General features: G+C 52.6%; 11 protein-coding genes and 1 tRNA gene. 8 read left to right on the top strand and 4 right to left on the bottom strand.

Annotated features, from left to right (window positions below):
- The first annotated feature begins 83 nt into the window (after positions 1-83).
- From QZ554_RS03175 to QZ554_RS03140, 8 genes are all read left to right on the top strand, one after another.
- Positions 84-1,046: a glycosyltransferase family 2 protein gene (locus tag QZ554_RS03175; protein WP_297194327.1), complete on the top strand. Its 963-nt coding sequence runs from the start codon at positions 84-86 to the stop codon at positions 1,044-1,046.
- Complete coding sequence (locus QZ554_RS03170) at positions 1,030-2,256, top strand: glycosyltransferase family 87 protein (protein ID WP_297194325.1); 1,227 nt, start codon at positions 1,030-1,032, stop codon at positions 2,254-2,256. The genes QZ554_RS03175 and QZ554_RS03170 overlap by 17 nt, the downstream gene beginning before the upstream one ends.
- A gap of 303 nt (positions 2,257-2,559) precedes the next feature.
- Entirely contained in the window at positions 2,560-4,734 is a 2,175-nt protein-coding gene (locus tag QZ554_RS03165) for a S9 family peptidase (RefSeq protein ID WP_297194323.1), read from the top strand.
- Positions 4,735-4,796: 62 nt separating this feature from the next.
- Positions 4,797-5,684: a lipoyl synthase gene (gene lipA, locus QZ554_RS03160; protein WP_297194328.1), complete on the top strand. Its 888-nt coding sequence runs from the start codon at positions 4,797-4,799 to the stop codon at positions 5,682-5,684.
- A gap of 280 nt (positions 5,685-5,964) precedes the next feature.
- Positions 5,965-7,329, top strand: a complete 1,365-nt coding sequence (gene lpdA / locus QZ554_RS03155; protein ID WP_297194321.1) for a dihydrolipoyl dehydrogenase — start codon at positions 5,965-5,967, stop codon at positions 7,327-7,329.
- 38 nt (positions 7,330-7,367) lie between these two features.
- Positions 7,368-8,675, top strand: coding sequence for a dihydrolipoamide acetyltransferase family protein (locus QZ554_RS03150; RefSeq protein WP_297194319.1), 1,308 nt, complete (start codon positions 7,368-7,370; stop codon positions 8,673-8,675).
- The gene (locus QZ554_RS03145; RefSeq protein ID WP_297194317.1) at positions 8,672-10,729 is read left to right on the top strand and encodes a thiamine pyrophosphate-dependent enzyme; all 2,058 of its coding nucleotides are present in this window, start codon (positions 8,672-8,674) and stop codon (positions 10,727-10,729) included. Before QZ554_RS03150 ends, QZ554_RS03145 begins: the two co-directional genes overlap by 4 nt.
- Positions 10,730-10,749: 20 nt before the next feature.
- The gene (locus tag QZ554_RS03140) at positions 10,750-11,256 is read left to right on the top strand and encodes a flavodoxin (protein WP_297194315.1); all 507 of its coding nucleotides are present in this window, start codon (positions 10,750-10,752) and stop codon (positions 11,254-11,256) included.
- Between the two features lie 350 nt (positions 11,257-11,606).
- Here the strand turns inward: QZ554_RS03140 and QZ554_RS03135 are convergent.
- The 4 genes from QZ554_RS03135 to QZ554_RS03120 form a co-directional block, all read right to left on the bottom strand.
- Positions 11,607-11,679 (bottom strand) — tRNA-Pro (locus tag QZ554_RS03135).
- A 193-nt stretch (positions 11,680-11,872) separates the two neighbouring features.
- A complete protein-coding gene (locus QZ554_RS03130; RefSeq protein WP_297194313.1) occupies positions 11,873-12,502 on the bottom strand; it encodes a DUF417 family protein in 630 nt (209 codons plus the stop codon).
- Positions 12,503-12,723: 221 nt separating this feature from the next.
- Entirely contained in the window at positions 12,724-12,987 is a 264-nt protein-coding gene (locus QZ554_RS03125; protein WP_297194311.1) for a SemiSWEET family transporter, read from the bottom strand.
- A gap of 109 nt (positions 12,988-13,096) precedes the next feature.
- Positions 13,097-13,792, bottom strand: coding sequence for an LrgB family protein (locus QZ554_RS03120; protein WP_297194309.1), 696 nt, complete (start codon positions 13,790-13,792; stop codon positions 13,097-13,099).
- Position 13,793 lies beyond the last annotated feature (1 nt).

Raw genomic sequence — 13,793 nt, 5'->3', positions numbered from 1 at the left:
ATGGATCTCTGCCTTCAAGGAGGAAGGCTCTTCCTTCGTGACCTTCACCGAATTTATTGATAGCCTCAATAGCCTTAGCTAACATGCCCCCTCGCCTTACGATCGTCTCCCCGTGTTACAATGAGGAGGCAACGCTCCCCCACTCTGCTAATGAACTCTCGGCGTTCCTTGAGCGTATGATTAGCCTAGGGAAGGTTACCCCCGAGAGTCGTATCCTTTTTGTCAATGATGGGAGTCAAGACCAGACATGGCCTATCATCAAGGAGCTACATAGTACAAATGCCCTTATCGATGGTCTCTCACTATCGGGCAATGTGGGGCATCAGTCTGCGATCATGGCGGGTATGCTTGCTGCACGGGAGTACTCTGATGCTGTAGTAACCATTGATGCAGACTTACAGGACGACCTAGATGCCGTGGAGGAGATGCTCGATCGTCTAGCAGAAGGCTATGATATAGTCTACGGGGTAAAGGAATCACGAATGGCTGATCCCTTCCTCAAGCGAACCACCGCCCTTACTTTCTATCGACTACAGCGATCGATGGGCATTAAGGCTATATTTAACCACGCAGACTTTCGTCTACTCAGCCGTCAAGCACTAGATGCCTTAGCACAGTACCCCGAGCGCAACTTATATCTAAGAGGCTTAATTCCACAACTAGGCTTCCGTTCTACGACGGTAAAGGATGTAATTCGTGAGCGCACTGCAGGATCATCAAAATATACACTGCGCAAGATGCTCCTACTAGCAGTAGATGGGATTACTTCCTTCACTACACGCCCCATTAGCTGGATCATCGGTATGGGCTTAGCCTTCCTCCTCATCAGCGTATGTATGGCTGTGTATGTCGTGGTCTCCTACGTAGAGCATTTATCTGTGCCAGGCTGGGCTTCGCTAATGCTCTCCCTATGGTTCATCGGGAGTATCCTACTTCTATCCATTGGGGTCATAGGACAGTATATTGGCAAGATCTATATAGAGATCAAGCAACGTCCCCGCTATCATATCGCACAGTTCCTCAAGCACAATGACGATGATCGATAAGCTCGTTATCCTATGGAATAAGGTCTACTCCTTCCTCCGACGACCTTTCTTTTCTGATCCTCGCACGTTACTTGGTCTTTGGACTCTGCTTCCTATCCTAGCTGGCTTAACCAAGATAGCAGCACATAGGCATAATAACTTCTTGATCTTTCGTGGTGTCTTTTGGCACACCATCCAGAGGGTCTCACTCTACGACCTTTACCCCAGCGAGTACAACGACCATAACCACTATGGGCCGTTCTTTAGCCTCGTGATCGCTCCCTTTGCGCTGGTACCTGATGCCGTTGGCTTGCTCCTGTGGCTTATCGCTCTCTCACTGGTGATGTACTATGCTGTACGCCAACTACCATTGGAGCAAGGAAGGCAAATATTCCTCTATTGGTTCTGTGCTCACGAGCTCTTGACAGCACTACAAATGCAGCAGTTTAACATAGCCATCGCTGCTATCATTATCGGAGCCTTTGCTGCTATCGAACGCAAGCAAGAGGTATCGGCTGCATTCCTAATCATTCTAGGGACTTTCGTCAAGCTCTACGGCATTGTAGGACTAGCATTCTTCTTCTTTGTCAAGCGAAAGCCCCGCTTCATTTTGGCTCTTATTGGGTGGTCGGTAGTGTGCTTTGTTGCCCCAATGCTTCTAAGTAGTCCCGAATATGTGCTTGGGCAATACGTCGAATGGTTCACAAGGCTAGCAGCTAAGAACGGGGAGAATCACTTCTCGCTTATGCAAAACATATCCCTCCTTGGGATGATACGCAAGGGGTCGGGCTGTGCGACCTACTCTGATCTGGCAGTGATCCTGCCAGGGCTGGCGGTCTTTGCCCTTCCCTACCTGCGCATCAAGCAGTACAAGCACCTAGCCTTCCGCTATGCTATCCTAAGTTCGACCCTACTTTTTGCTGTGCTCTTTAGTACGGGGAGCGAATCCAGCACATATATTATAGCCCTTGCTGGGGTTGCTTTATGGTATGTGACATCTCCTTGGAAGCGCAATGGATGGGATATAGCACTCCTTGTCTTTACGTTCATTCTCACTAGTCTTTCACCCTCAGATCTATTTCCAAGATCTCTCCGAGAGAGCTACGTCCTCCCCTATGCTCTAAAGGCTCTTCCACCGACCCTCGTTTGGCTACGACTCTCGTGGGAGCTCTTGACGAAGGATTATAGCGATAGGCCGGAACAAGCCGCTCTAACTCCTGCACAAAGCTAGCGAGCAAACGCCCCTTCCCCTACAAAGCCTACCCCAAGCATCATCTCTATAGGATGCTTGGGGTAGCTTCTTTTATGCCTCATCCAAAGGGATAAAGGAGCTCTTCCGACCAAGTCTTCACATCCTCCCAAGAGGCAGTAGAGAGACCCTGCGTGAGGTTATAGGGGAAGCTCCGAAGAGGTTACACGCATACCTCTTATGGGGTTACGGACATACCTCACACGGGGTTGTGAGAGTACTATTCCTAGGGATACTGCACCGCTTTTAGTATCTTTGTGAAGTACAACTCACACTATAGCAATTATGCGCAAACTACTATCTCTCTCGCTTCTTGCCCTTAGCCTTGGGGTAGGAAGTCTCTCGGCTCAGAATGGCTCCCGTATCATGACGATTGAGGAGATCAATGCTGGCGTATTCTCGGCTCGTCCTGCAGGGCGAGGTATGCGCTCCATGAGCGATGGCCTGCACTACACGATGATGGATGCGGGGCATAGGGCGATCCTCCGGTATAGCTTCGCCACGGGGAAGCTCATCGACACCTTGTTCAGTGTTGATAGGGCTAGGGACTGTGAGTTCAAGCGCTTCGACGACTACCTCCTCGAGCCTAAGGGGCATCACATCCTCTTGATCACCAACCGAGAGTCCATCTACCGCCGCTCTTGGAAAGGCAACGCTTACCACTACGACGTACGACGCAATCGCATCGAGCCGCTCAGTCAGGATCAGGGCAAGTTGATGATACCTACCTTCAGCCCAGATGGCAAGATGGTTGCCTTCGTGCGTGAGGGGAACATCTTCATCAAGAAGTTTGAATTCGACACCGAGGTACAAGTAACAAATGATGCTGCCCGTAACAAGGTCATGAACGGCGTCACCGACTGGGTCTACGAGGAGGAACTAGAGTCCACTCGCCTCATGAGCTGGAGCGAAGATAGTGGCTACCTAGCCTTTGTCCGCACCGACGAAAGTGAGGTAAGCGAATACAGCATGCCCCTCTATGGTCAGGGACAGTATCCTACCTTCTACACCTACAAATACCCTAAGGCTGGCACCCCCAACTCCAAGGTATCCCTACATATCTACAACGTAACGGATAGATCACGCAAGGAGGTATCCTTCCGCGAAGGTGCTCCCTACTATATCCCACGTATTTCCTTCGTAGGGAGAGAGGGACAACTAGCGGTCTTCACCCTCAACCGCCAGCAGAACCATCTGCGCCTCTTCTACGTACAGAACAAAACCCTTCTGCCCAAGCTCATCCTCGAGGATAAGAGCAAGACCTACGTAGATAGCCACAACATCACTTGGTGTCGCTTCATTCCTAATGGCTTCGTCTATCCTAGCGAACGAGATGGCTACCGACATCTCTACCACTATTCGGACAAGGGAACACTCCTCAGGCAGGTAACGACTGGCAAGTATGATGTGACCAACTTCTACGGGGCAGACGCTTCGGGTAACCTCTACTACCAGGCTGCCGACGAATCCCCTATGACACGTAGCATCTATCGTGTCGATACGAAGGGGAAGCGCACAGCTCTACATCCCGATAAGGGCTCTAACCAGGCTATATTTAGTGATAGCTTTGCTTACTACATCAGCATTTTCAACAGCTCTACCACCCCCACCCGTACAGCTGTCTATGCTACCGGTAGCCTAAAGCCCCTACGAGTCCTAGAGGACAACCAAGCCCTCCAGACCAAGCTCTCTCAGTACAAGGTTTCTCCGAAGGAATTCATCACGCTGACCAATGCAGAGGGGCAAGAGATGAATGCCTGGATCGTCAAGCCCCACGGCTTTAGCCCATCGACCAAGTACCCTGTCCTCATGGTCCAGTACAGCGGTCCCGACTCTCAGCAGGTACTGGATCAGTATGGATATGGATGGGAGCAGGTACTAGCAAGCCAAGGCTTTATCGTCGTATGTGTGGACGGACGAGGCACAGGAGCTCGAGGAGAGGAGTGGCGTAAGTGTACCTACCTGCGCCTCGGAGTCAAGGAGAGCGCAGACCAAATAGCTGCAGCCAAGGCTCTGGGACGTCTCTCCTATGTTGACCCCAGTCGTATCGCTATATGGGGCTGGAGCTTCGGTGGGTACAATACCCTTATGAGCCTTTGCCATGGGCAGGGCACCTTCAAGGTGGGCATAGCTGTAGCTCCAGTGACAGCCTGGGAGTTCTACGACACGATCTATACAGAGCGATTCATGCGGACACCCCAGGAGAATCCCGATGGCTACAAGGCCTCGTCCGTACTTGAGGTCGCAGGGAACCTTCAGGGCAAGCTATTGTTAATTCATGGGAGCGCAGACGACAACGTCCATGTACAGAACGCTATGGACTTCGCCGAGCTCCTCGTCCAAAGGGATATCCCATTTGACATGGCTCTCTATACGGATAAGGACCATAGCATACACGGAGGGAAGACTAGAGACCACCTCTACAAGAAGATGATCTCCTACCTCCGCACCCATCTCTAACCGATGAGCCTCTCCCGAGAAGGGGGAGGCTCTCTTCCCACTCTTGGGACTTTATATTTATGATGCAAGACGAACAGCGAGCGACCCCTAAGCGTACCGTAGTGCGCGTGCGCAAGCCCGAGTGGCTCAAGATACGCCTAGGCGATAACTCTACCTTCACCGACACCAAGCAGACCATCGAAGGTCATGGACTCAATACCATCTGTCATAGTGGACGGTGCCCCAACCAAGGGGAATGCTGGAGCGCAGGTACCGCTACCTTCATGATCGGGGGAGCTGTATGTACACGTGCCTGCCGATTCTGCAACACGCTCTCCAGCAAAACTCCTGCACCTCTTGATCCTCTCGAACCAATCAAGGTAGCACAGAGCATCAAGAAGATGAACCTAAAGCACGCTGTCATCACCAGCGTAGACCGTGATGACCTAGAGGACTATGGTGCAGAGCACTGGGTACGTACCATCGAGGCTATTCGCCGTACAACCCCAGAGGTAACAGTGGAGGTACTCATCCCTGACTTCAATGGTAGACTAGACTATGTGGACCAAATCATCGCCTGCCGACCTCGTATCATATCCCATAACCTAGAGACCATACGACGTCTCACTCCAGAGGTACGCCATGTGGCGACCTACGAACAGAGTCTCTCCGTCCTAGGACGTATCGCAGAGAGTGGTATACCTGCTAAGACAGGTATCATGCTCGGCCTTGGGGAGACCGAGGAGGAGGTACTGGAGCTGATCGATGACGCCCATGCCGTAGGAGTCTCCATCATGACTATCGGACAGTATCTACAGCCCACGAGACGTCATCTACCTGTCGTAGAGTATATCCATCCGAAGCAGTTTGCTCGCCTACGCACTCTAGGACTAGAGAAGGGTTTGAGTCACATCGAGAGTGGCCCTCTCGTCCGTTCCTCCTACCATGCTGAGCGCCATGTCCTCGACTAGGCACTAATGGTTAGACTTATATCGTTCTCTGTCCTTCCCTTCTGCTAAAGGATAGTATTGGGCTAAACAAAGAGGCTATATGCTCCTTCTGGAGCATATAGCCTCTTTGCTTAGCCCTTGCTTACTCGTATTTATAGCAGACATCCTAAGCCTATTTAGCCTATACTAGGTATAGCAAGGTAGGAGTAAATACCTAGTTGTATGGATTTTCCATAACCTCTATGCGATTTTCGACGCAAATAGGCTATCTTTGGTAAACGTTTGTATAAGGAACACAAGAATGAAAATAAGGAACTTCGACCTAGCGATCATTGGGGGTGGCCCAGCAGGGTATAACGCAGCCGCCAATGCATCTGCTAATGGTCTACAAGTCGTACTCTTCGAGCACACCGCCCTAGGAGGTGTATGTCTTAACGAAGGGTGCATCCCCACAAAGACACTCCTACATGCAGCGAATCTCTTCGAAGAGTTACACTCCAGCAAAGCCTATGGCATCCATATCGACGGAGCCATCTCTGCCCGCTATGAGGAGATAGCTAAGCGCAAAGATAAGGTCGTAAATACACTCACCTCTGGTGTAGCCTATAAGCTAAAAAGTGCTGGAGTGAATGTCGTACAAGGCACCGCTCGTCTCGATGGTGAGGAGGGAGAGCTTATTCGCATCGTTGCTGATGGGGAGACCTACCTAGCAAGCTTTGTCCTGCTGGCAACTGGTAGTACGACCGTCATACCTCCTATCCCAGGGCTAGACCAAGTCCCTTACTGGACAAGCCGGGAGGCCCTCTCTGCCACCGAGCTTCCCAAGGTCATCACGATCATTGGAGGAGGTGTCATCGGGATGGAGTTTGCAGGGATCTATTCATCCCTAGGAGTCCCCGTTCAGGTTGTGGAGATGGCGCCCGAGATCTTGGGTGCTATGGACAAGGAAACCTCCGCTATGCTTCGCAAGGAGTATGCGAGCCGAGGGGTGAAGTTCTACCTAGGAGCCAAGGTTACAGCTGTCTCACATGAGGGAGTTACAATCCAAGCCCAAGATGGGAAGAGTGAGCTACTGCCCGCCTCACAGCTACTACTTAGTGTAGGACGTAGGCCACAGGTGCAGGGGCTCGGATTGGAGACCTTAGCTATCGAGACAGACCGCTCGGCAGTGGTAGTAGATCGCTATATGCGGACATCTCACCCTAGAGTCTATGCTGCTGGAGACATCACGGGCTTCTCACTCCTAGCCCACACGGCTATTCGAGAGGGGGAGGTCGCCATCAACCATATCGTAGGAGGGGAAGATGACCCCATGCGCTACGAGGCTGTCCCTAGCGTCGTCTACACCCACCCCGAGATAGCGGGTGTAGGGGCAACCGAGGAACAGCTGAAGGCGGAGGGTCGATACTACCGTACCCTCAAGCTCCCCATGGCTTACGCAGGACGCTACGTCGTGGAGAACGAGAAGGCCGGAGGCCTCTGCAAGGTGCTTGTCGATGAGAATGACGTCCTACTCGGCTGTCACATCGTGGGCTGTCCTGCCTCAGAGCTCATCCTAATAGCTGGTATAGCTATCGCTGATGGCTCTACCCTAGGAGAGTTTCGTAGACATATCTTCCCCCACCCTACAGTCGGGGAGATCATACACGAAGTCCTATTCTCCTAAGAATAAGGACTGACGGAATAGAACATTACAAATAGACAATGGCAACATTCGATATTAAGATGCCCAAGATGGGCGAGAGTGTGACCGAGGGTACGATCACTGTGATCAACGTCCGTGTCGGAGACTTCATCGAAGAAGATACAGATCTCTTCGAGATCACCTCTGCAAAGACTGCGGCTACGATCCCCTCCCCCGTAGCTGGGAAGGTCATCAAGATCAACTATGAGGAGGGAGACACCGTGCCCATTGGCCTACCCATCATCGTGGTAGACACAGATGGGGAAGCCCCCGCAGTGGTCATAGAGGACAAGGGCCAAGGACAGACCGAGGCTCCAAAGGAAGTCCACACACCCACAGCAGACAGCTCTACAGCACCAGTACAACGAGGCTCTGTAGAGAGATGGTACTCCCCCGTAGTGCTAGAGCGTGCCAAGGCAGCTAAGGTCAGCCAAGAGGAGCTAGATAGCATCCAGGGGACAGGCTTTGGCGGACGAGTAAGCAAGGCGGACATCGTTCGTTACATCGAGCAGAAGAAGGGAGCACCCACTCCTACTCCTCGTGCTACACGTAGCTCTACGAATGCTGCTCCTAGCCCTTCACGCCCACAGGTCACAGCCCCATCTATCTCTATCGGAGCAGAGGATCGGGTGATCCCCATGGATCCTATCCGTAGGATCATCGCAGACCGCATGACGCAGTCCGTACAGATAGCCCCCCATGTCACGAGCTTCCTCAAGGTCGATATCACCGATCTCGTTCACTGGAGAGAGGCAGAGAAGGATACCTTCAAGAAGCGCGAAGGCTTTGCCCTCACCTATATGACACCTGTGATCGAAGCTGTAGCCCATGCCCTCAAGGCATATCCACGGATCAATGCCTCTGTCGATGGCTACAATATCATCGAGAGGAAGCACATCCACGTAGGGATGGCTGTAGCCCTCCCTGATGGCAACCTCGTGGTGCCCGTCGTACGTGATGCCGATCGACTAAGTCGTACGGGCCTAGCAGAGCAGGTAGCACAGCTAGCCGAGAAGGCTCGCCACAATAGGCTTACCGCTGATGAGATGACGGGGAGCACCTTCACTATATCCAACTACGGCTCCTCTGGTACCCTCTTCGGAACTCCCATTATCAACCAGCCCGAGGCTGCGATCCTCGGTATCGGGGCTATCGAGAAGGAACCCACTATCCTAGAGACCGAGGCTGGAGACGTAATAGCCGTACGACACAAGATCTACCTGTCCTTCTCCTATGACCATAGGATTATCGATGGGATGCTCGCAGGTGCCTTCCTGCAGCATGTCGCACATTATCTAGAGGACTGGAAGACAAACAGAGGACTATGAACATAGAAAAGAATTTAGTCAAGAAAAGATATGGTATCAAGACCACAGACAAGGAGACCCTTCGTCGCTGGTACTACCTCCTTTACCTAGGTCGTCTCCTTGACGAGAAGGCGCCCTCCTACCTACTACAGTCTATCGGCTGGCAGTTCCACGCCTCTAATGCAGGGCATGATGGAATCCAGCTAGCCATCGGGCAAGTATTCCAGCGGGGGAAGGATCACCTCTTCCTCTACTACCGAGATTTGCTGGCTGCTCTATCGGCAGGGATGACGGCTGAGGAGATGATTCTCAATGGTATCTCTAAGGCTACTGACCCCACCAGTGGAGGACGACACATGTCCGATCACTATGCCAAGGTAGACTGGGGTATCCACAACATCTCCTCTTGTGTCGCCGCACATGACTCTCAGGCTGTCGGTATAGCCCGTGCCCTAGACTACTATGGAGTAGATGGAGTAGCGATCGCTTCGCATGGAGAGTCCTCGGCATCTGAGGGCTATGTCTTCGAGGCGATCAATGGTGCTGCCCGAGAGCGCCTCCCCGTGATCTTCGTCCTACAGAGCAATGGCTATGGGATCTCTGTGCCCACCCATGAGCAGACTGCTAACCCTCGTGTGGGGCAGAACTACGCAGGCATACGACACCTAAAGACGCTCTTCTGTGATGGTAAGGATGTCTTCGATTCGATGAACACCATGGCAGCTGCCCGAGAGTATGCAGTAGAGCATCGTACGCCAGTCGTCGTGACGGCAGAGTGTGTACGTATCGGAGCACACTCCAACTCCGACATGCACACGCTCTATCGCTCCGATGAAGAGCTAGAGCGTGCTAAGGCAGCCGATCCTCTCCCTAAGTTTCGCCGTATGCTCCTCCGCTATGATCGCTTCACCGAGGAGGAGCTACAGCAAATCGAGCAGGAGGCAAGGGAAGAGCTCAAAATCGCTAATCGCAATGCCCTCAAGGCTCCCGATCCCTCTGCCGACACCGTCCTAGATAACGTGATCGGCGAGGCCTACCCTGCTACCAAGTATGGCACAGGGCTCCCCGATGGCTCAGGCGAAGAGCTCACTCTCGTCCAGGCGATCAATAAGACGCTCAAGCAAGAGTTCCGCCACAACCCCGACACCTTCATTTGGGGTCAAGACGTAGCCAATAAGGACAAGGGAGGGGTCTTCAATGTCACCAAGGGCATGCTCCAGGAGTTTGGCCCGAAGCGTGTCTTCAATGCCCCTATCGCCGAGGACTACATCGTCGGTACAGCCAACGGGATGAGTCGCTTCGATGACAAGATCCGTATCGTCATCGAGGGAGCGGAGTTCTCCGACTATTTCTGGGCTGCTATGGAGCAGTTTGTCAATTCCACACACGACTTCTGGCGCAGCAATGGGCAGTTCTCCCCCAATATTACCATCCGCCTCTGTACTGGAGGGTATATTCAGGGTGGGCTCTACCATTCGCAGAGCATAGAGGCTGTGCTGACCACCTTCCCTGGCGCTCGTGTCGTCTATCCCTGCTTCGCCGATGATGCAGCAGGGCTACTGCGTACCTCTATGCGCTCACGTGGTGTGACAGTCTTCCTAGAGCCCAAGGCGCAGTACAATAGTACCGAGTCTACGGCGATGATCCCCGAGGACTTCGAGGTGCCTTTTGGCAAGGCTCGTATCCGCCGTGAGGGTGCAGATGCCACGATCGTCACTTATGGTAATACGCTCCACCTCTCACTCAACGTAGCAGAGCGCATCCAACGAGAGCTAGGCAAGAGCATCGAGGTGATCGACCTACGCTCCCTATCGCCCTGGGACGAGGAGACCGTCTATGCCTCTATCAAGAAGACCTCCAAGGCACTGATCGTGCACGAGGATCGCCTCTTCGGTGGCTTCGGTGCAGAGCTAGCAGCATCTATTGCTAAGAACGCCTTCCGTGATCTCGATGCCCCCGTCTACCGTGTGGGTGCCCTCTTCACTCCCGTAGGCTTCCACAAGTGCTTCGAGCTCTCTACGCTCCCCAGCGAAGAGAAGATCTATGAGGCAGCCAAGGAGCTCATCGAATACTAACCCTCAACAGCAACGAATATATGAAGACAATAGGCTTGCTCTACAGCAAGAAGACTGTCCAGACTGCAGAGCTCGGACAACGTATCGCAGAGGCTTGGGGCAAAGGTATCGAGTACGTAGACATCGAGACAGCTCGCCTAGCTGACATCACGAGGCATAGCAGACTCATCCTCGGCACCCCTACCTACTTCAATGGTGAGCTTCCCTATGCCTGGAGTGAGATGCTCCCCGAGCTAGAGGATGCTGACCTCTCGGGGCTTCAGGTGGCTATCTTTGGCACAGGTGATCAGGTGAACTCCCCTGTGAGCTTTGCTGATGGGGTAGGACTACTCGCCGAGTACTTCGAGAGCCTCGGAGCGCAGATTGTCGGCAAGACCTCCACCGAAGGGTATAGCTACGAGCAGTCGTTAGCAGAGCGCGATGGAGAGCTACTAGGTCTAGTGATCGACTGGGTAAACCAGCCAGAGCTCACTGATAAGCGCCTCACTGCATGGCTAGATCAGCTCCGCACAGAGTTCGCTCTCTAGGATAATAGGGAGACGTAATACTCCTCTAGCCATAGGACAAGGGGGGAGAAGGTCAAGGGGATATTCCCCCTAGGCCTTCTCCCCCCTTGCTTTACCCCCTGCTCATAGTCAAGACTGCGTAAGGGGGGCATCTAGCGAAGAGCCTTCCCCTCTCTATACGATAGGTATCATAAATCCTAGGAGGGAGCTCCCGACCAAGCGACGACACCACTTCTCCATAGCTTTTCCCCTCGCCATCACATCTACGAAGAGAAGAAGGTCAAGAGGATTTAGATGAGAGGTGGATGGATATAAAACGAGCCCCCAGCATCCTGCAGTGCAGAGTGCTGGGGGCTTAGATATATCTCGTGTCGGGATGAGAAGACTCGAACTTCCGACCTCCACGTCCCGAACGTGGCGCGCTACCAACTGTGCTACATCCCGATTGTCTCATGCTTCGGATACAACGCCAAAGCCCCTTGTAGAGCCAATCGTGGCTATCCCCGAAAAGACGTCACAAAGGTAGTCAAAATCCCCGTACACCCCCTATATACGGAGCAAAAAATGGAGGCTCTACCGAGCTAGGTCGGTAGAGCCTCCGTATGGCGATTTCCTCCAATGGGGAGGGTATAGTCGCTTACTTTCTTAGGCGAGCGAGGATCTTAGAGGCAGAGTCCGAGAGTAGGACTATAGCACCTGCTAGGATAGCAGTATCCTTGATCACAAGGCGCCCTGCACCCGATAGGAAGGGGAAGCCATCCGCCCACTCCCCAGCTGCCAGAGCCTCAGGCGAAGCGTGTACCCACACCTCAGGCGTCGTGACGAGGAAGCTCAGCGTACCAATGGTCATGATGATACAGAGCACCTCACCGATGAGTCCTAGATAGGGACAGAAGAGCCCAAGGAAGACTAGGATACCGATCGACATGATCAGGATACCGAGCCCGTGGGAGAAGAGGTAGGTGCGGTTCTCTACGTGCCAGTTGTGCTTAGCTTCGTTGTACTGACCCTCGGGCATCTTGTTGAGGGTATACTCCTTGACGACCTTGCCTTCGTCGGTGGTTACCTTGTTGTTAGCATCCTTGAGGAAGAAGCTCATCAGAGGGCTATTAGCAACGAAGGGGATGATCCCATTGGCCTCGTAGTTAGCGAACTTCAGACCTCCGATCCATACGAAGATGATGAGGATGGCGACTCGGATCAACTTGTACCCAAGACCCTTTAGGTTACTTGCGCACTCGAGGAACTTGATAAATGCAGCTTGCATCGATTGGTTGTTTCTTTTGAGTTGTTATTTATGTTTGCTTACGGATAGATAACCTAAACTTCATGGTTAAGTTCATTTACCCCTAGCAAGTAGGCAAAATATGCTACGTATACTGTGGCATATAGGATCTGTCTCTCTGGTACTACCCTCTAAGAAAAGCAAAGCCTATCCACCCCAGTCGGAGTGAATAGGCTTCGTCCAAAGTGGTCGGAGAGGTGGTGCTAGAGTGCCGTTATGCAGGCTGCTAGCCCAAAGACGATCCCTGGGGCATTTGCCACTACTATGGGCCAGTCTATCTTCGGTCTCTTCAGTAGACCATAGCCGACCCAGAGGGTACAGTTGATAGCAGCGACGAGGGGCTGTATGGGATCTCCTTTAGCTCCAGAGAGGTTATGCTGGATCGTTGTGATGTAGGATACGTACATCAGAATAGCCGTAATCGAGGCTACGATACCTAGGATAGTGAGGAATCGGGTTCTGTCCATTCGTTACTAAAAGCGTGATGTGAATAACGTTTTGTTCACACAAAACTACTAAAAGCAGACTAGATAACACCCCAAACGACCCTTTTCTCAGCTCTTAGGACTAAGTATCCTAGCCGAACCAGCGAGAGAAGAGCGGGAGGAGGAGCGAGGTGATGAGCCCCATAATCCCAATGGCAAGACCACTAAGTGCTCCCTCAACAGCTCCCATCTGAATGGCAGCTGCGGTACCGATACCGTGCGAGGATGCACCCATAGCCAGTCCCTTAGCTACGGGACTCTTGATCCCCATAAGCTTCATGATCGGAGGGCCAATGATACTACCTAGTATCCCAGCACAGACCACGATGACCGCCGTGAGACCTGGTACTCCCCCATTATTGCCTGCTAGCTCCATAGCAATAGGTGTCGTGACGGACTTTGGGGCGAGCGAGGCGATCAGATCCTGCTTCACACCGAGCAGATGCCCGATACCTACAATAGAGGCAATCCCTACCATAGCACCTACGGTGATGGCTACCATGATGGAGATGACATTCCCCTTGAGGTGCCCCACCTGCTGGTAGAGAATATAGCCTAGGGCGACAACCGACGGGCCAAGCATGAAGTGTATCATACGACTCCCTTCGCGGAAGGTCTGATACGGCACATCGAAGCTCATTAGGAGCGCAATGAGGATGATGATCGTCAAGAGTACGGGATGGAAGAGCACAAAGCGTACCGTACGATAGAGCTTGATGCAGGCTAGGTATAGCCCGATGACGAACATGATGGTGAAGACTTCACTCTGGAATAGCTGCTGTATCATC

Source organism: uncultured Porphyromonas sp., assembly GCF_915070105.1.
Taxonomy (GTDB): Bacteria; Bacteroidota; Bacteroidia; order Bacteroidales; family Porphyromonadaceae; genus Porphyromonas.
This window is presented reverse-complemented; position numbering and strand designations above follow the sequence as displayed.

What these genes read in the sequence shown, in the direction of transcription:
- QZ554_RS03175 (WP_297194327.1), top strand. Translation starts at nt 84, where the DNA reads ATGCCCCCTCGCCTTACGATCGTCTCCCCGTGTTACAATGAGGAGGCA.
- QZ554_RS03170 (WP_297194325.1), top strand. Translation starts at nt 1,030, where the DNA reads ATGACGATGATCGATAAGCTCGTTATCCTATGGAATAAGGTCTACTCC.
- QZ554_RS03165 (WP_297194323.1), top strand. Translation starts at nt 2,560, where the DNA reads ATGCGCAAACTACTATCTCTCTCGCTTCTTGCCCTTAGCCTTGGGGTA.
- lipA (WP_297194328.1), top strand. Translation starts at nt 4,797, where the DNA reads ATGCAAGACGAACAGCGAGCGACCCCTAAGCGTACCGTAGTGCGCGTG.
- lpdA (WP_297194321.1), top strand. Translation starts at nt 5,965, where the DNA reads ATGAAAATAAGGAACTTCGACCTAGCGATCATTGGGGGTGGCCCAGCA.
- QZ554_RS03150 (WP_297194319.1), top strand. Translation starts at nt 7,368, where the DNA reads ATGGCAACATTCGATATTAAGATGCCCAAGATGGGCGAGAGTGTGACC.
- QZ554_RS03145 (WP_297194317.1), top strand. Translation starts at nt 8,672, where the DNA reads ATGAACATAGAAAAGAATTTAGTCAAGAAAAGATATGGTATCAAGACC.
- QZ554_RS03140 (WP_297194315.1), top strand. Translation starts at nt 10,750, where the DNA reads ATGAAGACAATAGGCTTGCTCTACAGCAAGAAGACTGTCCAGACTGCA.
- QZ554_RS03130 (WP_297194313.1), bottom strand. Translation starts at nt 12,502, where the DNA reads ATGCAAGCTGCATTTATCAAGTTCCTCGAGTGCGCAAGTAACCTAAAG.
- QZ554_RS03125 (WP_297194311.1), bottom strand. Translation starts at nt 12,987, where the DNA reads ATGGACAGAACCCGATTCCTCACTATCCTAGGTATCGTAGCCTCGATT.
- QZ554_RS03120 (WP_297194309.1), bottom strand. Translation starts at nt 13,792, where the DNA reads ATGATACAGCAGCTATTCCAGAGTGAAGTCTTCACCATCATGTTCGTC.